This window comes from Marinobacter sp. EhC06 (assembly GCF_001650915.1).
GTDB lineage: Bacteria > Pseudomonadota > Gammaproteobacteria > Pseudomonadales > Oleiphilaceae > Marinobacter.
The window spans coordinates 458,190-478,588 of record NZ_LXYO01000001.1; the positions used below are offsets into that span (position 1 = coordinate 458,190).

The 20,399-nt window shown below is 57.6% G+C and carries 17 protein-coding genes; 7 read left to right on the top strand and 10 right to left on the bottom strand.

All coding sequences use genetic code 11. The features are described 5' to 3' along the window. Positions 1-4: 4 nt before the first annotated feature. Genes A8B84_RS02060 through A8B84_RS02070 form a run of 3 tightly spaced genes read right to left on the bottom strand, consistent with a single transcriptional unit; the run spans position 5 to position 3,449 of the window. The gene (locus A8B84_RS02060) at positions 5-1,363 is read right to left on the bottom strand and encodes an N-acetylmuramoyl-L-alanine amidase (protein WP_064228643.1); all 1,359 of its coding nucleotides are present in this window, start codon (positions 1,361-1,363) and stop codon (positions 5-7) included. A gap of 38 nt (positions 1,364-1,401) precedes the next feature. Then, entirely contained in the window at positions 1,402-1,899 is a 498-nt protein-coding gene (gene tsaE, locus A8B84_RS02065; RefSeq protein ID WP_064228642.1) for a tRNA (adenosine(37)-N6)-threonylcarbamoyltransferase complex ATPase subunit type 1 TsaE, read from the bottom strand. Further along, positions 1,896-3,449 (bottom strand): bifunctional ADP-dependent NAD(P)H-hydrate dehydratase/NAD(P)H-hydrate epimerase, encoded by a 1,554-nt coding sequence (locus A8B84_RS02070; protein ID WP_064228641.1) that lies wholly within the window; start codon positions 3,447-3,449, stop codon positions 1,896-1,898. The genes tsaE and A8B84_RS02070 overlap by 4 nt, the downstream gene beginning before the upstream one ends. Positions 3,450-3,596: 147 nt before the next feature. Between A8B84_RS02070 and queG the strand changes: the two genes are divergently transcribed. Continuing rightward, positions 3,597-4,676: a tRNA epoxyqueuosine(34) reductase QueG gene (queG, locus tag A8B84_RS02075; protein ID WP_064228640.1), complete on the top strand. Its 1,080-nt coding sequence runs from the start codon at positions 3,597-3,599 to the stop codon at positions 4,674-4,676. Here the strand turns inward: queG and orn are convergent. Continuing rightward, the gene (gene orn / locus A8B84_RS02080; RefSeq protein WP_064228639.1) at positions 4,671-5,213 is read right to left on the bottom strand and encodes an oligoribonuclease; all 543 of its coding nucleotides are present in this window, start codon (positions 5,211-5,213) and stop codon (positions 4,671-4,673) included. The genes queG and orn overlap by 6 nt on opposite strands. Positions 5,214-5,466: 253 nt before the next feature. Between orn and rsgA the strand changes: the two genes are divergently transcribed. After that, positions 5,467-6,522, top strand: coding sequence for a small ribosomal subunit biogenesis GTPase RsgA (gene rsgA, locus A8B84_RS02085; RefSeq protein WP_064228638.1), 1,056 nt, complete (start codon positions 5,467-5,469; stop codon positions 6,520-6,522). A gap of 11 nt (positions 6,523-6,533) precedes the next feature. Here the strand turns inward: rsgA and motB are convergent, their stop codons facing one another. Further along, positions 6,534-7,493, bottom strand: a complete 960-nt coding sequence (motB, locus tag A8B84_RS02090; protein ID WP_064228637.1) for a flagellar motor protein MotB — start codon at positions 7,491-7,493, stop codon at positions 6,534-6,536. 31 nt (positions 7,494-7,524) lie between these two features. Beyond that, the gene (gene motA, locus A8B84_RS02095; protein WP_064228636.1) at positions 7,525-8,376 is read right to left on the bottom strand and encodes a flagellar motor stator protein MotA; all 852 of its coding nucleotides are present in this window, start codon (positions 8,374-8,376) and stop codon (positions 7,525-7,527) included. A 174-nt stretch (positions 8,377-8,550) separates the two neighbouring features. Here motA and asd point away from each other — a divergent pair, with 174 nt between their 5' ends. After that, entirely contained in the window at positions 8,551-9,405 is an 855-nt protein-coding gene (gene asd / locus A8B84_RS02100) for an archaetidylserine decarboxylase (protein WP_064228635.1), read from the top strand. On the opposite strand, the gene epmA is transcribed toward asd, so the two are convergent. Both epmA and efp read right to left on the bottom strand, forming a co-directional pair. Beyond that, positions 9,406-10,374: an EF-P lysine aminoacylase EpmA gene (gene epmA / locus A8B84_RS02105; protein ID WP_064228634.1), complete on the bottom strand. Its 969-nt coding sequence runs from the start codon at positions 10,372-10,374 to the stop codon at positions 9,406-9,408. It lies immediately after the preceding gene. 7 nt (positions 10,375-10,381) lie between these two features. Beyond that, positions 10,382-10,957 (bottom strand): elongation factor P, encoded by a 576-nt coding sequence (gene efp / locus A8B84_RS02110; protein WP_041645387.1) that lies wholly within the window; start codon positions 10,955-10,957, stop codon positions 10,382-10,384. 45 nt (positions 10,958-11,002) lie between these two features. On the opposite strand from efp, the gene epmB reads away from it, so the two are divergent. From epmB to A8B84_RS02125, 3 genes are all read left to right on the top strand, one after another. After that, the gene (epmB, locus tag A8B84_RS02115; RefSeq protein ID WP_064228633.1) at positions 11,003-12,043 is read left to right on the top strand and encodes an EF-P beta-lysylation protein EpmB; all 1,041 of its coding nucleotides are present in this window, start codon (positions 11,003-11,005) and stop codon (positions 12,041-12,043) included. A gap of 222 nt (positions 12,044-12,265) precedes the next feature. Next, complete coding sequence (locus tag A8B84_RS02120; RefSeq protein WP_064228632.1) at positions 12,266-14,071, top strand: hypothetical protein; 1,806 nt, start codon at positions 12,266-12,268, stop codon at positions 14,069-14,071. Between the two features lie 108 nt (positions 14,072-14,179). Beyond that, complete coding sequence (locus A8B84_RS02125; protein ID WP_064228631.1) at positions 14,180-16,264, top strand: EAL domain-containing protein; 2,085 nt, start codon at positions 14,180-14,182, stop codon at positions 16,262-16,264. Between the two features lie 11 nt (positions 16,265-16,275). Here A8B84_RS02125 and serB read toward each other — a convergent pair whose 3' ends face one another. Then, complete coding sequence (serB, locus tag A8B84_RS02130) at positions 16,276-17,508, bottom strand: phosphoserine phosphatase SerB (protein WP_064228630.1); 1,233 nt, start codon at positions 17,506-17,508, stop codon at positions 16,276-16,278. Next, positions 17,501-19,810 carry a DNA topoisomerase IV subunit A gene (parC, locus tag A8B84_RS02135; RefSeq protein WP_064228629.1) on the bottom strand — a complete coding sequence of 770 codons (2,310 nt, stop codon included), beginning with the start codon at positions 19,808-19,810 and terminating at the stop codon, positions 17,501-17,503. The genes serB and parC overlap by 8 nt, the downstream gene beginning before the upstream one ends. A gap of 278 nt (positions 19,811-20,088) precedes the next feature. Between parC and A8B84_RS02140 the strand changes: the two genes are divergently transcribed. Then, the gene (locus A8B84_RS02140; protein ID WP_064228628.1) at positions 20,089-20,328 is read left to right on the top strand and encodes a hypothetical protein; all 240 of its coding nucleotides are present in this window, start codon (positions 20,089-20,091) and stop codon (positions 20,326-20,328) included. The last annotated feature ends 71 nt before the right edge of the window (positions 20,329-20,399 follow it).

Consider the following 20,399-nt stretch of genomic DNA (forward strand, 5'->3'; position numbering starts at 1 on the left):
TTGATCAGGACGCGGGAATACGAATGGTTTGCCCTACCATAACACGGTCGTCCCGAAGGTCGTTAAACTGCATCAGCTCACTGACGGTGGTCTGGTTCTTCCGGGCTACGCCGGAAAGCGTATCGCCGCGCTGTATGCGGTAGTGACTGATACTGTTCCCGCCCTGGCGATTCTGTTTCTGCCAGGCCAGAAGCGTCCCAGGAGGTGGAGTCTTCTGGAAGTAGTCATCAATGCCTTTCATGATGGCCCCGGCCAGCTTGTTGCGGTACCACTCGGTGGCCAGATTTTTCTCTTCCTGGGGATTCGAAATGAATCCAGCCTCCACGAGAATGGAGGGGATGTCCGGCGACTTCAGAACCGCAAAAGCGGCCTGCTCGACGCCGGGCTTGTGCAACTTCGCCACGCTACCAAGCTTGCCGAGAACCGAACTGCCAACCCCAAGGCTGGCATTGATACTGGCTGTCATTGAGAGGTCCAGCAAAACACCGGCAAGCATGTCGTCCCGGCCATCCAGAGACAATCCGCCGGCACCACCGATCAGATCAGACCGGTTCTCACTATTGGCCAGCCATCGGGCCGTCTCACTGGTGGCACCTCGCTGGGAAAGGGCGAACACCGAGGCCCCTTTGGGCTGTGGTGTCCGGAAAGCGTCGGCGTGTACCGATACGAACAGGTCGGCATTGTATTTCCTGGCCAGAATCGTTCGATTGCGAAGGCCAATATAATAGTCACCGGTCCTGGTCAATTTGGCCGTATATCCCGGCCGATCATTGATCAGGTTGGCCAGGGTTTTCGCCATTTTCAGAACCACATCCTTTTCACGGGTTCCCCGGGGACCAATGGCACCAGGGTCCTCGCCGCCATGTCCCGCATCGATGACCACAATAACGTCCCGCTTCCCGGATGAATCCTGGGTAACGGTGGGAGTTGTGGCCTTCTCCAGACGGCTGCCACTTTCGTCAATCAGATCGACCACCAGCCGGTGGCCATACTGCTGGTTCGGCTCAAGCTGAAAGCTCCGTGGCTTGATGTCGGCCTTGAGATCCAGGACCACGCGTAAATCTGTACCGTTCCTTGGTGCGCTCCGGATCCGTTTGATCGGGCTGCCGGAAAGATCCAGACCGGAGAAATCGGTCTTCAGGTTCGCATTTTTCAAATCGATAACCAGCCGCGCCGGACTGCTCAGGGAGAAAATGTTGTGCTCTACCTGCCCGCCGGTATCCAGAACCAGCCGGGTATGATCTGGCGCGGGCCAGATACGCGCACTCTCGACCTGCGTTGCAGCCGAACCGTGAAACGCCAATGTCGCGAATAGTATCGCAATCGGCCAGATCAGTTGTTTACTCAGCTTTGCACAATTCATAAAGCTTACCTGCCAGTCTATTGCCGGTCTCGGACTCGCTAATGCGCCGGACCAATCAACTCCAGTTCATTCAGCAATTGGGCGCCCAGTTCTGAGCGGGCCCTGATCACCACGGAACGTCCTTCGCCTTGAGTCTCGAGATGAATTTCCAGATCCGGCTCGGGCAATATACCTACCCCTCGCTCAGGCCACTCAATCAGGCACAGGTTATCACCGGAGAAATAATCCCGGATGCCCATATATTCGAGCTCTTCAGCATCGCCCAGGCGATAAAGGTCAAAATGGTAGGTCGGTGGATTCAGGTTCTCATAGGGTTCCACCAGCGTGTAAGTCGGGCTCTTGACAGCCCCTTCGTGCCCCAGCCCACGCATCACACCACGACTGATGGTGGTTTTCCCCATACCGAGCTCACCATCCAGATAGATCACCAGGCCGTGGCCAGATTCTGCGACGGTTCTCGCCAGTTCCCTACCGAGATGTTCGGTCTCCGCCTCGTCTTCCAGAAAAACCCGACGCTCATTACCCATAATGCTCATGACTGTTCCGCCCCCGGAGTCTTTTCAGACTCCCGAAAAACCAATGGCAGCGCGTCGATAACATCGGTCGGTATCAACCCGATGAACCCACTGTCTTCTGAAGCTCTGTCAGCAGCAGCGAGGTGCACCACTGCCCCGAGCACGGCGGCTTTTTGCCCATCACCAATCTGTCCCAGAACCGCGCCGATAATACCCGAGAGCACATCCCCCATACCGCCGGTGGCCATGCCGGGATTGCTGCCGCTGATAACATCAAGAGCGCCGCCTTCAGAGGCGACAATGGTGCCCGCGCCTTTCAGCAGAACGGTTCCGCCATAAAGTCCCTGCAGTTTTCGGGCGGCGGCCATTCTGTCCGCCTCTACCTCCGGCACCAGACAATTCAGCAGCCTGGCCGCCTCACCCGGATGAGGTGTCAAAACGTGATTATCTGCCGGTACGGCAACCCGACCGGACAACAGGTTCAGGGCATCCGCATCCAGCACCCTTGGTTTGCCACTGGCAATCACCTGCTCCAGCATCTGCTGGCCCCAGGCACTTCGCCCGATACCAGGACCGCACACTACAACCGAGGCGGCGTCCAGCAGCGACGGTAATTCAGAGCCATGGATCAGGCCATGAACCATGACAGACGGACATCTGGCCAGGGCGGCCGTCACGTGCTCAGGGCGTGTTGCCAGCGAGACAAGTCCTGCCCCGGAGCGCGCTGCGGCCTCTGCCGCCAGCAGGCCGGCACCGCCATAGCCCCGATCGCCGGCTACCACCAGTACATGCCCGAACCGCCCCTTATGGGCGTTGGCAGGCCGGGGCGGCAACCAGGACATGACGGAATCCCAGTCACGACGGCACGCCACGGGTTTTTGACCACTACCGGCGACACCATCTTCTGTATCCAGGGATTCGAAAACCACTTCCCCGCAAACCGCTGGGCCTTGCCCTGTAAAGAGGCCGACTTTGAGCCCGATAAAGGTCACCGTCATGGCCGCATTGACCACATCCCCTTCGGCTGCTCCGGTGGTGGCGTTCAACCCGGACGGCAGATCCACCGCCAGGACTGGAGCAGGCGCACTGTTACACCGGCCTATCAGAGTGGCAAACGGCTCCCGGGGTGCGCCGGACACGCCGGTACCGAGCATGGCGTCTACAATCAGCCCGGCACCAGCAAACAGATCATCCAGTGATGATTCGCTGAGAGCCTCCAGCTCGAGGACTTCAACACCGTCCGCCAGGGCCTTTTGACAGGCCTTACGGGCGTCACCGGACAGTTTTTCGGTTGGCGCGACGGCGATACAGCTCACCTCCAGGCCGTGCCTCCTCGCACTGGCTGCAACCAGGTAGCCGTCACCGCCATTATTACCCGCACCGCAAAGTACCAGAACCGAGCCACAGTTACGCCAATGCCGCACCAGACAACGAAAGGCTGCATGGGCAGCAGACTGCATCAGCTCAAAACCATCAACACCTTGTTGATCAATCACATAGCGATCAATCTGCCTTACCGCATCGGCGGAAAACAGTGCGTCTGGTAAACTGTGCCCAGCGGACGGCGGCATGAACCTTTGCTCCCGTTACAGAAACCGGTTTAAGAAAATTGGCCAGATACCTGTAAAGCATAGCAAAACAGTGGAAAAGGTCATAACTTAATCAGATTAAATATCCGTACCCGGGTTCGCGAACGAACTCCAGCACCGGCAGTGACTATGAGCGCCACATCATCAAGCACCACAACACACTCGGAACTCGCTGACCTGCCAGCACTTATCCGCCAGTGGGCGGCCGAGCTCGGGTTCGCCGATGTGGGCATTACCACCGCGGATACCGGCGAGCACGCAAACCATTTGCAGAACTGGCTGGCTGCGGGTTATCAGGGCGAAATGGACTATATGGCCCACCATGGTGACAAGCGTTACACGCCCACTTCCCTGGTGCCGGGCACGACTCGGGTGATTTCCGTAAGAATGGATTACCTGCCCTCACCGGACAGCCCGAAAGAAGCGCTTACTAACCGCGAGGGCGCCTATGTTACGCGCTACGCTCTTGGGCGGGATTACCACAAGCTGATTCGAAAACGGCTTGCACAGTTGGCAGCCAGGATTGATGAAGCCGTCCGCGGATACGACTATCGGGCGTTCGTGGACAGTGCGCCGGTGCTGGAGCGCGCCCTGGCGCAGAGGGCGGGTCTGGGCTGGATCGGCAAGAACAACATGCTGATCCACCCGAGAGCCGGCTCGTTCTTTTTCCTTGGTGAAATCTTTACCAGCGCGCCCCTGCCCATCGATGAGCCCTTTGAAACCGATCATTGCGGCAGTTGTTCCGCCTGCCTCGATCTCTGCCCGACGGACGCGTTTGTTGGACCTCACAAGCTTGATGCCCGGCGCTGTATCAGCTATCTGACCATTGAACTGAAGGGAAGCATTCCCGAGGAGCTGCGGCCATTAATGGGCAACCGGGTCTTCGGTTGCGATGACTGCCAGCTGGTGTGTCCATGGCAGAAGTTCAGCAAGCCCACCGGCGAGAAGGATTTTCAACCCCGGCACGGGCTGGACAACAGTTCCCTGGCAGAACTGTTTCTCTGGACCGAGGAGCAGTTCCTGAAACGTACTGAGGGATCCGCGATTCGGCGAACGGGCTATCAGGGCTGGCTTCGCAATCTGGCGGTCGGGCTGGGCAACGCGCCCTCAACCATTCCGGTGATCGAAGCCCTGAAACAGCGGGCAGACCACCCTTCAGAGATGGTCCGCGAGCATGTTCAGTGGGCGTTGCAGCGGCACGGCCTATAGCTTGAAGAACTGTTCCCGGTAATGGCGCAGTTCGTTGATGGAGTCCCGGATGTCGTCGAGGGCAAGATGGCTGCCCTTCTTTTTAACCCCGGCCAGGACATCCGGGCGCCAGCGACGGGCAAGTTCTTTCACCGTGGATACGTCGAGATTCCGGTAGTGGAAGAAGTCTTCCAGTTCGGGCATGTACTTGACGAGGAACCGGCGATCCTGGCCGATACTGTTGCCGCACAGGGGTGACTGGCCCTTTTCTACGTGCTTTTTCAGGAATTCGATGGTTTGCTGTTCGGCTTCGGATTCGGAGATGTCGCTTTCCTGAACGCGCTTGGTGAGGCCGCTTTCACCATGGGTTCGGGTGCACCATTCGTCCATGGAATCCAGAAACGATTGGGGCTGATGGACGGCGATCACCGGTCCTTCCGCGACTACATTGAGCTCCGAATCGGTGATGATTGTGGCCATTTCGATGATCCGTTCTTTTTCCGGATCCAGGCCTGTCATTTCCAGATCGATCCATACGAGGCGATTGCCTTCTGTCATTTTGTTCCCAGCCTTCTGAGTGCGGTGGTAGTGGGGCTGGCTCCGGCTTTCCGGAAACCGCTACAAGCACATCCCTGTGCGCTTGGCGTCGGCCATCCATGGCCGCCGACATTTCCGGAAAGCCGGACCCAGCCCCACTGCGAAATCGGGTGATATACCTTTAACGTCTCGGCATTGCCCAAGCCGATTAACTACGATTGCAGTATGATGGCACACCAAAGGCAAAACTTTCATCTGGTTATCCGGGACATAAATGGCAAAACGGCGACTGAACAAACAGCAGCAATTCCGCATCAAGAAAGTCCAGGAAGAGCGGGCGGCCCGGGCGGCGCGCAAGGAGAAGAAGGTTCAGGAGCAGGCTGATGCCGGGGAGCTTGGTCCGGAGCAGGAAGGGTTAGTCATTGCTCACTATGGGCAACAGCTGGATGTCGAAGCCCTGGAGGGTGATCAGGTCGGTGATGTGGTGCGGTGCTTTGTTCGGGCCAACATTGATAGCCTGGTGACCGGTGACAAGGTTGTCTGGCGGCCGGGCAAGAATGAAACCGGGGTGATTGTCGCCCGGAGTGAGCGTCGCAATCTGCTGCAGCGGCCGGATAATTTTGGCGCCCTGAAGCCGGTAGCCGCCAATATTGATCATATTATTCTTGTGATCGCGCCGGAGCCGGAGCCTCACGATAACCTGATTGATCGGTATCTGGTGGCGTCCGAGATCACGGACATTCCGGCGGTGATTCTGTTGAACAAGACGGATCTGATCAACGAGAGGAATCAGGAAAGTATCGATGCGCTTCTGGGCCGCTATGCGAGCCTGGGTTATGAGGTGGTGCGGACGTCTGCTGCCGAGTCGGGGGATAAACCCTCGCCGGAGGTTGAGGCGTTGGTGAAGGATCAGACCAGTGTGTTCGTAGGTCAGTCCGGGGTGGGCAAGTCATCCATCATCCAGACTCTGATGCCGGATGAAGCCATTCGCGTTGGAGCTGTGTCAGAGAGCACCGGCAAGGGAATTCATACTACAACCACGGCCAAACTGTTCCACCTTCCGCTCGGTGGCGAGCTGATCGATTCTCCAGGCATCCGAGAGTTCGGGCTCTGGCATATGACGGCGCAGGAAATCGAGTATGGCTTCCGGGAAATCCGGGAGGTGATTGGCACCTGCAAATTCCGCAATTGCCGACACATGGGTGACCCCGGCTGTGCCATCGACAAGGCCGCTGATGAGGGGAAAATCAGCCCGGAGCGGCTGAAAAGTTTCCACCGGATTCTGCAAGACATGACAGAGCAACAGGCCAGGGGGCTCAAGCTGGACTGAGGTCCCCGGCTTTACCAGTTCAACTCGCCCGGCGCAGGCTCTTCTTTTTCCTGCTGCCACTCACCGCTTTCCAGGCGCTCACGGGCCGCCTCCCGCTCTTCCTCAGTCGGCTGGGTCAGATCGATCAGGGGCTCATCCGATTGGCCGGCGCTGCTCTGGATATTATCGACGGTTTTCTTGTTCAGGACGATGATGGAGATGCGGCGATTCACCGGCGCATTCGGGTCTTCCTTGTCGAACAGCACGGAATCGCTCAGCCCCACAACGCGGGCAATCTGCTGCTGACGCACGCCGCCGGCAACCAGGGCTCTTCGGGCGGTATTTGCCCGGTCTGCTGACAACTCCCAGTTGGTATAGCCGGGTCGGCCGCCGAAGGGTGTTGAGTCGGTGTGCCCGGTAATGCTGAGCTTGTTGTTCACGGAGCCCAGGGTCTTCGCCAGTTCAAACAGAATATCCTGGGAGTAGTACTTGAGCTCGGCCCGGCCGCTGTCGAACATGGGGCGGCCGGAACGATCGACAATCTGGATGCGAAGGCCTTCGTCGGTGATATCGATCAAAAGCTGGTCCTTGAACTCCTGCAGGGTCTGATTCTGCTCGATGCGATCCTTCAGCTCCTGAAACAATTCTTCCATCCGCCGCTGCTCCAGGGTTTCAGAAAGCTCATCAACCACCTGGTCTTCGATCTGGATCTGGCTGGACTCAATGTCCGGACTTGCCTCGTTGACCACCGAAGCACTGCCTTCCAGATCAACCGGGTTCGGGGATCCACCCTCGGTAAAACCGACAGGGTCCTTGAAGTAGCCTTCAACCGCCCTCTTCTGCTCTGGCGATGCCGTCGCGGTTAACCAGAGCACCAGGAAGAACGCCATCATGGCGGTGGCAAAATCGGCAAACGCGACTTTCCAGGAACCACCGTGATGGCCCCCGACAATCTTCTTCTTGCGTTTGATGATGATCGGCTGTTCTTCCACGAATCGGCTCCGGGGTCAGGTTCTGGCGGTATTACTTGGAGCGAACGTGATCGTTCAGTTCCTGGAATCCGGGGCGTTTATCAGTCGGCAATGCTTTCCGGCCGAACTCGATGGCCATCTGGGGTGCCTGCCCGGAAACTGTCGCGACAATTGACGATTTGACGCACTCGTAAGCCTTCAGCTCGTACTTTGCGGCATGCTCCATAGCAATGGATGTGGGGCCCACAAAGCCGTAGCCCATAAAAATACCCAGAAACGTACCCACCAGGGCAGCGGCCACGCTGAGACCGATCTTTTCGGGCCCTTCGGTAAGGAAGTTCATGGTAATCACAATACCAAGCACCGCGGCAACGATGCCGAGACCGGGCAGCGCATCGGCAATCTTGTTGACCGCGTGGGCAGGCTCCTCAAGCTCGTGCTGACGACTGTCGATCTCGTTCTCCATCATGCCTTCCAGCTCATGGGTTGCCATATTGCCGGAGCTGATGATGCGCAGATAATCGGTGATAAAGGCCAGCAATTCCTTCGATTTCATGATGGCCGGGTAGCGACTGAAAATCTGGCTGGACTCGGGATTGTCGATATCTTCCTCGATCGCCATCACACCCTGTTTACGGGACTTGTCGAAAATCTCGTACATCAGGCTGAGAAGATCCATGTAGAAGGATTTGTTATAGGGTGAGCCGGTAAGCAGCTGAAGCCCTCTACCGAAAACCTCTTTGAGCGTGTGCATGGGATTGGCAATAATGAACGACCCCAAAGCCGCCCCGAAAATGATCAGCACTTCGGTTGGCTGCCAGAGCACCATCAAATTGCCGCCATGGAGAACATAGCCAGTCAGTACGCTGGCCAGAACAATAATCCCGCCGATGATCAGTAACATGGTAACTAAACACGCCTTATATTCTTGGTTATCGGCCGGAGCCGGAAGCTGTCACGTAAAAGGTGACCTGATAATAGCAAGGCCTCGCCCGAACCGCGAAGTCGTGAAACAATTTCTATACAGGTGGCAGTCTTTGGTAAACTTCGCGCCTTTGAGCGCAAAGGATCACATTTAATGTTCGACAAGCTTTTTGTTCTGAGCCAGTACATCACGCCGCAACTGGGGGTTTCCAACCTGGCCGGCCGTCTGGCCGACAATAACCGATCCCCTGCGCTCAAGAACCGGGTCATCAAATGGTTTATCGGCCGCTACGGCGTAGACATGAGCGAAGCCGCCGAACCGGATCCGGAAGCCTACTCCACCTTCAATGCGTTCTTTACCCGGGCTTTGAAACCGGGCATCCGCCCCTTGGCGGACGGCGAAAAAACGCTCGTCAGCCCTGTCGACGGTGCCATCAGCCAGCTGGGGCAGGTGACCGGAGACCGGGTTTTCCAGGCCAAGGGCCAGTCTTTCAGCCTGAGTGAGTTGCTGGGCGGCGACGAAGCGACTACGGCCCCGTTTGCCAATGGCGAGTTTTCGACTATCTATCTCTCGCCGAAAGACTATCACCGCATCCATATGCCGATGGCGGGTACGCTGAGACAGATGATCCATGTTCCCGGCAAACTGTTCTCGGTGAACCCGGTGACTGCCGAGAATGTCCCGAATCTGTTCGCCCGCAATGAGCGGGTTGTCTGCATCTTCGACACCGATTCCGGTCCCATGGCCCTGGTGCTGGTTGGCGCCATGATTGTCGGCAGCGTGGAAACCAGCTGGGCAGGTGTCGTTGTGCCCGGCAGTAAGCAGGTTACCTCAACCCGATATGAAGGCGAGCAGGCCATCAGATTCGCCAAGGGCGAGGAGATGGGCCGATTCCGCCTTGGCTCCACGGTTATTATGGTTATGCCCGAAGGAGCCGTCACCTGGAACAGCGACCAGGTGGCAGGAAAAACCGTTCGCATGGGCGAGGCATTCGGCGCCCTCGCTTGATCACGCCCGTTCGAACGGAAACGCCAAAACCTCACTGATATCCTGAGCCCCGAGCTTGAGCATCAGCAGTCGGTCCAGCCCGAGCGCCACGCCGGAGCACTCGGGCAATCCTTGCTCAAGCCCGGCGAGAAACGCCTCATCCGGCGCCATTTCACGCTTACCCGAGCGCAAGCGCTGCTGATTATCGGCCTCAAATCTCAGCCTCTGCTCTTTTGGATCGGTCAATTCCCAGTAGCCGTTACACAGCTCCAGGCCGTCAATATAAAGCTCGAAGCGGTGCGCCGTTTCATAACCATGTGACCGTGAGACCCTGGCCAGCGACGCCTGCGACGCAGGATAGCCGGTTATGAACATGGGCTTATCCCGGCCAAGATGCGGCTCGACCGCAAAGCTCATGAGCAGATCGAGGCAGCCATCGCGGCCAAGATCCGCCAGCTGCTCAGGCTCCAGCCATTGCTCACAGCGCCGCATCAGTTCGCGATCGGTTGCGACAAATGGATCGATACCTGCCCAGTGCTTCAATGCGTCCCGATACTGAATAACGACGGGCCGCTGACACCCCAGCCAGCCGCAGACAAGATCCGACACCTCTTCCATAAGAGCCAGGTCATCAAATCCCGTCCGATACCATTCCAGCATGGAAAATTCAGGGTTGTGACGACGCCCCTGCTCGCCATCGCGGAATACCCTCGAGACCTGATAGATCGATCCACAGCCGGCCGCAAGCAGGCGCTTCATGTGGTATTCGGGAGACGTCTGGAGCCAGCCCCCGGTCCGGGAACCGGCAGTGACCTGCGCATGAATGCCGTCTAGATTGACGTCGGTAACGCCGCACCGGCCCAGTACCGGCGTTTCCACTTCCAGGACCCCTCTTTGCGCAAAAAAGCCGCGCACAAACTCCAGTTGCTGTGCACGGCTTTTCAGGGCAGCCTGCGAGGCAGAGGGCTGCCAGACAGGTTCGCGGGTCATGACCGGATCAACTGCTCTTCACCCGGCTCACGTATTCGCCGGAGCGGGTATCAACCTTGAGGACTTCACCGATGGTAATAAACAGCGGTACGTTGACCACAGCACCGGTTGAGAGAGTCGCGGGCTTGGAGCCACCCTGGGCGGTGTCGCCCTTCATGCCCGGGTCGGTATCAACCACTTCGAGTTCGACAAAATTGGGGGGCGTTACCGAGAGCGGAGAGCCGTTGTAGAGCGTTACGGTGTAGACGTCCTGCTCTTTCAGCCACTTCAGTGCATCGCCAACCGCCTTGGCATCCGCCGGGTACTGCTCGAAGGAGCCATCAGTGAGCATGAAGTGCCAGAACTCACCGTCGGTATAGAGGTATTCCATGTCCTGATCAATGACATCTGCGGCTTCCAGACTTTCGCCGGACTTGAAAGTGCGCTCCCAGACCCGGTTGGTCATGAGGTTACGCAGCTTTACGCGGTTGAAGGCCTGCCCCTTACCGGGTTTGACAAACTCGTTCTCGAGAATGATGCAGGGGTCGCCATCCAGCAAAACCTTAAGACCGCCGCGAAATTCATTGGTAGAATATGAAGCCATGAAATGTCCACCTGACAAAAAGCTGTTTAGAATTCGAAGGGCGTTATGATACAGCGAACCCCCGCCCGTATAGAAGCCCACCTTTGCGACCATGAACATCGCAGCTGGCAGCAATTGCTGTCGGACTCCGTGACATCACCGGAAGAGCTACTCCGTCGCCTGGAGTTACCCGAGGAGCCGTGGCTGTCGGCGGCACGACAAGGTCACCGCCTGTTTTCGGTTCGCGTGCCCGAACCGTTTCTTGCACGCATGGAAAAGGGCAACCCGGCCGACCCCCTGCTCAGGCAGGTGCTTCCCCTTGCGGAAGAAACCGCGCACGCGCCCGGCTTTATCAGTGACCCGTTGGAAGAGTCGGGCGCCATTGCCACCACCGGGCTCATCCGCAAATACCGCAGCCGCGCTCTGCTTATGGTGACCGGGCAGTGCGCGATAAACTGCCGGTACTGCTTTCGCAGACACTTTCCCTATGATGAACAACGTCTCAGCCCGGACGACAGGCAACGGGTGATTGACACCCTGGGCGCCAGCCCGGAAATCAATGAAGTCATTTTCAGCGGCGGCGACCCCTTGGCTGTCAATGACCGACTTCTGGCTCAATGGGCAACGGCAATCAGTGGCATACCCCACATTCGCCGCCTGCGCCTGCATACACGCCTGCCAGTCGTTATTCCACAAAGAGTCTGCGACGAGCTCTTGAAATGGCTTTCAACGACGCCACTGCAGGTTATTATCGTGTTGCACATCAATCATCCGGCGGAATTAGATACCGCCACGCGCCGCGCCCTGGGGTACCTGCGCGCAGCAGGCGCAACGCTGCTCAACCAGAGCGTTATCCTGAGGGGCGTGAATGATCGTGCGTCGGTGCTTGAAGAATTGAGCGAGGCTCTGTTTGAAGCAGGCGTCCTGCCCTACTACCTGCACGCATTTGACCCGGTGGCAGGCGCCCACCACTACGATGTGCCGGACGAAGAGGCGCGAAATCTGATGCGTGAACTGCTGTCGCGCTTGCCGGGGTTCCTCGTGCCGAAGCTGGTGAGAGAGGAGCCAGGCAAGGAAAGCAAGACCCCGGTCAACCTGTTCCCGTGACCGGTTTCGCAAAAAACGGCCCAAATTCACTTGTCAAAGATTGTCAACTCATGATCTTCTCGCTTTCTACGACTGGTTTGCTACTTTAAAGTCCAGTAACGTTGAAGATAAAAACATGTATTTACGGCGTTTTCCTGACAGGCCGGCGGACATTCAGTAGCCCCCGGCCGGGCAGGGCCAACCCCGGAATACCACCTGTGGTCCAGACATTGGCATGCATTCATGGAAGGTAAGACCCTGAAACCTGATCTCCGCGTTCCCGAACAGAAAACGGCCAGCCTGTCGTTCTGTGACACGACGCCCAAGGCGTTCCGGGTCTGGATCGACCAGCTACCTATGGCCAATATCGGTGAGGTATCACGGCAGCTCTACCATGCCATTATCGAGTTGAATCACCTCTTCCTGGCACCCCAGCAGCGCATGCAGTTCCTGGAACTTATCCGGGAAAAGATTCATTTCGTCTGCAACGAGCTTTCCCGGCACTACCTCGGTCTGGCCGTGGCACTGCCTGAAAAACAACGGAAAATCGCCAATCTGTCCCAGGCGCTTCAATTGCATCTGGCCGGCGGTTACAAGCTGTGCGTTCTGGAGTTCATCGACAACGGTGGTCTGGACAAGAATCGCCGCCAGATTGCCACCGCCGCGCATCGAGCCATTTCCGAGCTTTCGGCGACCATTCTGAGATCACATCAGCTTTATTGCCCCAGCCCTGCACAGAGCTGGCTTGAGTGTCACCGGTTGTACCGGTTCGCCCATCGTAACAAGCTCTCTGTGGTTCAGGTGGAGGACGACACGCTTCAGCATCGTCGTACCAGTTCGGTCGCCGACGCCTATAAACGAATTCTCCTGCTCGGCTGCGCCCGCCCCAATCAGCTGCGCCAGGCTGAACTCTTGCATGTCTATGAACTTTTCGAATCGTGGACTGACCACACCCGATGTGGGCCGGATATCGGCGACGACAGTCTCTTCGTAATCAACATGGAGCGGGACAATCCACCGTTTTACCGCAGTCTTCTCGAACAGAAGCCCGGCGATGAGAGCTTCGGTTTCGACACCCGGGATCTCTCGGCTATGCTCTCGGAAACGCTGCATGCCCGGCGCGAGCATAAAGAAACCGATCACGAGCTGAGGGTGCCGGCAAAGGTCAGCGACACCCTGCTCACCCATCTCAGCCAGGCCCTGGGCATTCTCGCCAAGCGAAACTTCAATCGAATCGCCAGCCAGGGGTCCCTGGAAGTCTGCGTAGGACTGACAGCTGCCCACTACTTCATCGCCGGCGAGAAAACCTTTACCGAATTCGTGAATGGCAATGACAACGGCCATCATGAGGAAGAGAATCTGTTCGTGCGGTCATCACGCCAGAAACAGGACGCCTGGTCGGGTGCCCACGATGCAGGTCCAAGCGACGAAAGGCTCCATGCTGCCGATACGCCTATCAACTTCAAGGGTTCCTATGGCAACTCGCAGGCGCCATCGACGGACAGGAACCGGCCAAGATCTCACCATTCCCTGTTGATCAATACCAGCCCCGGGGGCTACTGCGTTGCGTGGGAAAGCAATGTGCCCCCCTCATTGCAGGCCGGCGAGGTTCTGGGCGTTCGTGAGCAAAGCTCACATCCCTGGAGCGTGGCGGTGGTGCGCTGGATTCGACAGATCAAGAACCAGGGCACCCAGGTGGGCATTGAGCTGCTCGCACCGAGCGCTTCACCCTGCGGTGTGCGCCTGATCCAGAAAGTGGGCAACAGCAGTGAATACCTGCGCGGCCTGCTGTTACCGGAAATCAGCGTGGTCAACCAGTCAGCAACACTGATCACGCCTCGCCTGCCATTCCAGTCCGGGAGCCGCATCTCCCTGCTCCATGATGGCCGGGAAGATCAGGGTCAGTTGTCTCGCAAGGTGTCCTCCACCGGCAGCATCAGCCAGTTCGAACTCAAGCTGCAGAACGCGGCAACGCTGAATGCTGGCGCACCGCCTGCATCATCCGGAGCTAGCGAGGACGAATTCGACTCGCTTTGGCCATCTCTGTGAGGTCTCCAAACTGAGACACCGGAAGCCCGCAGAGGGTTGTTATTGATCGGCAACCCCTGCATCATTCAGCGTTAGTGAATGAACCGTGTATCACGAGACGCCCTTCGAATGCAGAAAAAGAACGCGACCGTACACCTGCTGATTCTTGACCCATCGCAAAACGATGCCGAATCCCTGGTCAGCCTGCTCCGCAACTCCGGTAAGGCCACCCGAGCCCACAGAATCACCTCGGAAGAGGACCTGGAAGAGACGCTGAAGGCCGGTAACTGGGATCTCCTTCTCGCCCGCGACCTGGACCAGGAATTCTCGGCCGATGATGCCCTCGCCATGATCCGCCGGATGGACAAAGACATTCCGTTTATCCTCCTGACGGAGGAGGAAAGCCGCGAACGCACGGTCGGAATAATGAAGGCCGGCGCCCAGGACACCGTGTCGTCCGAGCACACGGACCTGATTGTGCTTAAGGTTAACCGTGAGCTGGCAGCCCTTGACGAACGCAGAAGGCGTCGTGTCCTGGAATCCCACCTCCGGGAGGCGGAACAGCGTTGCCAGTTACTTCTCGAAAGCTCCAAGGATGCGATTGCCTACATTAATGATGGCATGCACATCTATGCCAACCAGTCGTACATGGAGTTCCTCGGGTACGACGATATTGACGATCTTATCTGCGTACCGGTCCTGGACACCCTTACTCCGGATAGTCAGGAGAAGTACAAGGAGTTCACGAAGTCATTTGCCGAAAAGGGTGAAGACGGCATGACCTTGAACTGCACAGCACGACGCAGTGACGACCACGAATTGAACGTGACCATGTCAGTCTCGGCTGCCACCTACGACGGCGAGGAATGCACGCAGATCGTTCTGCAACCAGAGCACAGCGATGCAGAGCTGGAAGAAAAGCTGCGCCAGATCAGCAGCCAAGACCTTCTGACCGGGCTGTATAATCGTCAGTACCTGATGGATGCACTCGCTGAAGCAATTGCCAACGCCGGCAAGAAGAATGAAACCGGTGCACTCGCCTACATCGCCCTGGATAACTTCATGAGCATGAAGGGCCAGGTGGGAATTTCCGGCGCAGACCTGCTGCTGGGCGATCTGGCAAACCTGCTCAAGGAGCAGGCCGGTGACGACCTTGCCCTGGCCCGATTGAGCGACGATGCCTTCAGTCTGCTGTGCCAGCCCTGCGACGAAGGCACCATGAAAGAACACGCCGAGCGCATCCGAAAGGCGGTAGAAGACCATCTGTTCGACATCAATGGTCGCACGGTCCAGTTGACTGTGAGCATCGGTGTTGCGGCAATTACCGAGAATTCTCCGAAAGCTGAAGAACTCATGGCCCGGGCCCATACCGCCTCGGCGGAAGTGCGCAAGCTTGAGGGACATGCCGAGGGCAACGGTGTGGTGGTCTACAACCCCGCCGACTTCGAAACACTGGATCAGAGCAATTCGGTAGAAGCCATCCAGAAGGCCCTGGAAGAAAACCGCTTCCGACTCCTGTTCCAGCCGATCATCAACCTGCGCGGCGAAGGAGAAGAACATTACGAGGCCTTCGTACGTATGCTCGACAAGGACGACGAGGAAGTCTCACCCTATGACTTCCTGCCGCCAATGGGACCGAGCGACACCGCGATCAAGATCGACCGCTGGGTCATCCTGCAGACCATCAAGCAGCTGTCCAGCCATCGTTCACGGGGTCACGATACGCGCCTGTTCCTCAATTTGACGGCCGAAACCCTTCAGGACAAAACCTTTACGCCCTGGCTGAGCGTTGCCCTGAAAGCCGCGCGCTTGCCGGGCGACTCCCTGATCTTCCAGATCCGTGAAGGCGATGCCAACAATTACATGAAGCAGGCGAAAGACTTCACCAAAGCGGTCCACGAGCTTCACTGCAAGGTATCCATCGCCCAGTTCGGCTGCGCCCTCAATCCGTTCAACACCCTGAAGCACATCGATACAGACTACGTGAAGATCGATGGTTCCTTTACCGAAGAAATCCAGAAGAGCGATGAGGCCAAGGAGCAGGTCAAGGAAATGGTCAAGAGCCTGCAGTCAAACGGCAAGCTCACCATCATTCCGTTGGTGGAAAATGCCGGCGTTCTCGCCACCCTCTGGCAGGCTGGCGTGAACTATATTCAGGGTTATTACCTGCAGGCGCCGGTACCCGAAATGAACTACGACTTCGGCGACAACTGAGCCTGAACGGCTCAGAAGTCGGCGTTTTCCAGACTCTGGTTGGTTTCGCTCTCACGGAAACCAATCAGATAGAGGATTGCGTCCAGCCCAAGAGTCGAAATGGCGTGACGAGCAGATTCCTTCACCAGGGGCTTGGCACGGAAGGCCACACCCAGGCCGGCCTGGCTCAGCATGGGAAGGTCGTTGGCGCCATCACCGACAGCAATAACCTGCTCCCTTGAGATGTGCTCTTTCTCGGCGATCTCCAGCAGCAACTCCGCTTTACGTTTGCCGTCCACGATCTGCCCAGACACCCGGCCGGTCACCTTGCCGTCCTCAATCTCCAGCTCGTTGGCGTAGATGTAATCGATACCCAGTTTCCGCTGCAGATGGCGGGCGAAGTAGGTGAACCCACCCGACAGTATGGCCGTGCGATAACCTAGCGCCTTCAGGCTGAGAATCAGGTGCTCGGCCCCCTCGGTCATTCGAAGCCGGGAGGCGATGCCTTCGAGCACCGACTCATCCAGCCCTTTCAGAAGCGCGAGACGTTCGGCGAAACTCTGACTGAAATCCAGCTCGCCCTGCATGGCCCGCTCGGTAATCTCCGCCACCTGCTCGCCCACGCCGGCTTCCGTGGCCAGCTCGTCGATCACCTCGGCTTCGATCAGCGTGGAGTCCATGTCAAAGACCACCAGACGACGATTTCGCCGGAAAATGGAATCCTCCTGGAAGGCGATATCCACATTCATTTCGCCGGCAATATGGAGGAAATCCGCTCGCAACTGCTCAAGATCCGATGGCGTGCCCCGCACCGAGAACTCGACACAGGCAATGCGGTTGTCGGAGGCGTTCAGCGAAGGCCTGGCAGACAGCCGCGAGATATTATCGATATTAAGACCATGGCGAGCAGTAATGGCGGAAACCCTGGCAATCTGCTCGGCTTTGATATCACGGGCCAGCAGGGTGACAATGTAACAGGCGCGGTTCCGGGCCGCGGCCCAGGATTGGTATTCCTCCACCGTGATCGGCGCAAACCGTACCTGCAGATCCAGGGCATGGAGCCGGAACAGCAGATCCCGAATCACAGGCGAGGATTTGGATTCATCCGGAATCTCGATCAGGATGCCCCAGGTGAGGTGATCGTGAATGACCGCCTGGCCAATATCCAGGATGCGCACATCGTAGCGCCCCATGATGCCGGTTATTTCCGACGTCAGGCCGGGCTTGTCACGCCCGGAAACATTAATCAGTACCAGTTCACTCACCGTCGGCACCCTCACTGTCAGAGCCTGCCTCTTCCTGCGCCCGGGCAGCGGAAGGAATCACGTCAATGCCATCAACCCGTTGCAGCCCCCTGGGCAGCTTGTGGCCACGACGGCCCCGCTCTCCAAGATAGTGTTCAAGGTCACTGAACTGCAGCCCCATCTTGCGCTTGCCGGCCCGTATCTCCAGCTGGTCGTCCTCGGCAAATACCGCCACTGCCACCACGTACTCTTCACGGTTCTGGACCCGGGCAGAAGGAATGCTGATGATCTTGTTGCCCTTGCCCTTGGCCAGTTCTGGCAGTTCGCTCAGGGGGAACACCAGCATACGGCCCTCGTTGGACACCGCTCCGAGATACAGCGTTTTCTCGGTGGTCGGTATGGTCACCGGAGGCATGATCCTCGCCCCCTTGGGAACACTGACGACCGCCTTGCCATTGCGGTTCTTACTGATCATGTCGTTGAGCGATGTCACAAACCCATAGCCACCATCTGTAACCAACAAGGCCTTGCGGGAAGGATCCCCCATCAACAGACCGGAAAAACTGGCACCAGATGGTGGATTGATCCGCCCGGTCAGCGGCTCGCCCTGGCCTCTGGCAGACGGAAAACTGTGAGCCATCAAGGAATAGGCGCGTCCGGTAGAATCCAGGAAGATCGCCTGCTGGTTATTGCGTCCCCGGGCCGCCAGGGAGAAACGGTCGCCGGCTTTATAGCTCAAGCCTTCCGGCTCAATGTCATGCCCTTTGGCGGCGCGAACCCAGCCTTTTTCAGACAACACGACGGTCACAGGATCGTTCGAAACCAGATCCACCTCGCTGAATGCCCGGGCCTCCTCACGCTCGACGATCGGTGAGCGTCGGTCATCGCCAAAGGTTTCGGCATCCGCTTGCAGCTCATTCTTGATCAGCTCACGCAGGCGATCTTCGGAACCCAGGATTGACTGGAGCTCATCCCGTTCAGCGGACAGTTCATCCTGTTCGCCCCGAATTTTCATTTCCTCAAGCTTGGCCAGGTGGCGCAGCTTGAGCTCCAGGATGGCTTCAGCCTGATCGGCGGACAACCCGAAACGGGCCATCAACTCGGCCTTGGGCTTGTCTTCGGTACGGATGATTTCGATCACTTCATCAATGTTGAGATAAGCAATCAGCAAGCCTTCCAGGATATGCAGCCGAGCAAGAACCTTGTCCAGACGGTGCTGGAGCCGGCGGATAACGGTAGTGCGCCGGAAGGTCAGCCACTCCGTAAGGATCTGGTGCAAACCCTTCACGCCCGGCCTGCCGTCGTTACCGATCACATTGATGTTGACCCGGTAGGTTTTCTCAAGATCGGTGCTGGCGAACAGGTGCGCCATCAGGCCATCAAGATCAACGCGGTTGGACCGGGGCACGATCACCAGGCGGGTCGGGTTTTCATGATCGGATTCGTCACGAAGGTCGGCCACCATCGGGAGTTTCTTGGTCTGCATCTGATGGGCGATCTGCTCCAGCACCCGATTGCCAGATACCTGATGCGGGAGGTCCGTAACCACAATCTCACCGCTCTCCCGGATCCATCGGGCGCGCATCCGCAGGGATCCGCGGCCAGTTTCGTACATCTGCCGGATGTCCTTCCGAGGGGTAATGATTTCCGCCTGGGTCGGAAAATCCGGGCCCTTGATGTGTTCACAGAGTTCATCAACTGTCGAGTCCGGCTGGTCCAGCAGGCGTATGCACGCTGCGGTAACTTCGCGCACGTTGTGCGGTGGGATATCCGTGGCCATACCAACAGCAATGCCGGTGGTGCCATTCAAAAGCACATGGGGCAGCCGGGCAGGCAGTACCGAAGGCTCTTCCATAGTGCCATCGAAGTTGGGCACCCAGTCTACGGTGCCCTGCCCGAGCTCGCCCAAAAGCACTTCTGCGAACGGCGCCAGACGAGATTCGGTGTAACGCATGGCCGCGAAGGACTTGGGATCGTCCGGGGAGCCCCAGTTCCCTTGGCCGTCTACAAGAGGGTAGCGGTAGGAAAACGGCTGGGCCATCAGCACCATGGCTTCGTAACAGGCGCTGTCACCGTGGGGATGAAATTTACCCAGTACATCGCCCACGGTGCGAGCGGACTTCTTGTACTTCGAGGTGGATTTCAGCCCCAGTTCGGACATGGCATAGACAATTCGCCGCTGAACCGGTTTCAGGCCATCGCCGACATTGGGAAGTGCCCGGTCAAGAATGACGTACATTGAATAATCGAGATAGGCCTTTTCCGTGTAATCCCGGAGCGAAACCCGCTCGAAGCCTTCATCCGTTGTCTGAAACTCTGGCATGGATGCCTCTTTGATTGCCTGTATTGCCTGATTGGAATAATGTCCGTGATCCTACTCCCTGCGCCCGGATTAATCACCGGTTAACAGGAGCGCACATTATATGGAGCGAGGCGCCGATACACCAACAACCTGCGGATTTATTGGCCAAAAACGGTCACCTGTCGCACAGACAACTGATTCCAATAGCGGAATTCCCGCATGGAGAGTCCGTAAGGTGGGCCGTATTCTCCACTCCAGTGAATAGAAGACCGTTTTACTTCTCTAACAAGCGGAACACTATGAAACCCAACATCAAAGCCTGCGGGCAAGCCATGGTGACAGCCTTGGTAAATGCAGTTCTGGCGGTGACGCTGATGCTTCTGGTCGAGTTTGCTATCAGCGGCAGTTTCCAGATTCCCGAGACCTATCTCTGGGCAGGATTACTGATCTGGGTCGTTATTTTCGCGGGACAGTTCTGGCGCCAGAGGCACCTTTGCCGATCCGGTGACACCCACCGGGAATCACCGGACCCTTCCTGATAGCTTATCCCCGCTCCCGGCGAGAATCCCATCTCATTGACCGGGAGCAATTACTCTACTGTTTCTCAAAT

Coding starts and splice junctions, on each gene's coding strand:
- epmA (WP_064228634.1), bottom strand. CDS start 10,374: ATGACCCGCGAACCTGTCTGGCAGCCCTCTGCCTCGCAGGCTGCCCTG.
- queG (WP_064228640.1), top strand. CDS start 3,597: ATGAGCGCCACATCATCAAGCACCACAACACACTCGGAACTCGCTGAC.
- A8B84_RS02070 (WP_064228641.1), bottom strand. CDS start 3,449: ATGCCGCCGTCCGCTGGGCACAGTTTACCAGACGCACTGTTTTCCGCC.
- parC (WP_064228629.1), bottom strand. CDS start 19,810: ATGCCAGAGTTTCAGACAACGGATGAAGGCTTCGAGCGGGTTTCGCTC.
- tsaE (WP_064228642.1), bottom strand. CDS start 1,899: ATGAGCATTATGGGTAATGAGCGTCGGGTTTTTCTGGAAGACGAGGCG.
- A8B84_RS02125 (WP_064228631.1), top strand. CDS start 14,180: ATGCAGAAAAAGAACGCGACCGTACACCTGCTGATTCTTGACCCATCG.
- A8B84_RS02120 (WP_064228632.1), top strand. CDS start 12,266: ATGGAAGGTAAGACCCTGAAACCTGATCTCCGCGTTCCCGAACAGAAA.
- orn (WP_064228639.1), bottom strand. CDS start 5,213: ATGACAGAAGGCAATCGCCTCGTATGGATCGATCTGGAAATGACAGGC.
- rsgA (WP_064228638.1), top strand. CDS start 5,467: ATGGCAAAACGGCGACTGAACAAACAGCAGCAATTCCGCATCAAGAAA.
- efp (WP_041645387.1), bottom strand. CDS start 10,957: ATGGCTTCATATTCTACCAATGAATTTCGCGGCGGTCTTAAGGTTTTG.
- A8B84_RS02140 (WP_064228628.1), top strand. CDS start 20,089: ATGAAACCCAACATCAAAGCCTGCGGGCAAGCCATGGTGACAGCCTTG.
- motA (WP_064228636.1), bottom strand. CDS start 8,376: ATGTTACTGATCATCGGCGGGATTATTGTTCTGGCCAGCGTACTGACT.
- A8B84_RS02060 (WP_064228643.1), bottom strand. CDS start 1,363: ATGAATTGTGCAAAGCTGAGTAAACAACTGATCTGGCCGATTGCGATA.
- epmB (WP_064228633.1), top strand. CDS start 11,003: ATGATACAGCGAACCCCCGCCCGTATAGAAGCCCACCTTTGCGACCAT.
- asd (WP_064228635.1), top strand. CDS start 8,551: ATGTTCGACAAGCTTTTTGTTCTGAGCCAGTACATCACGCCGCAACTG.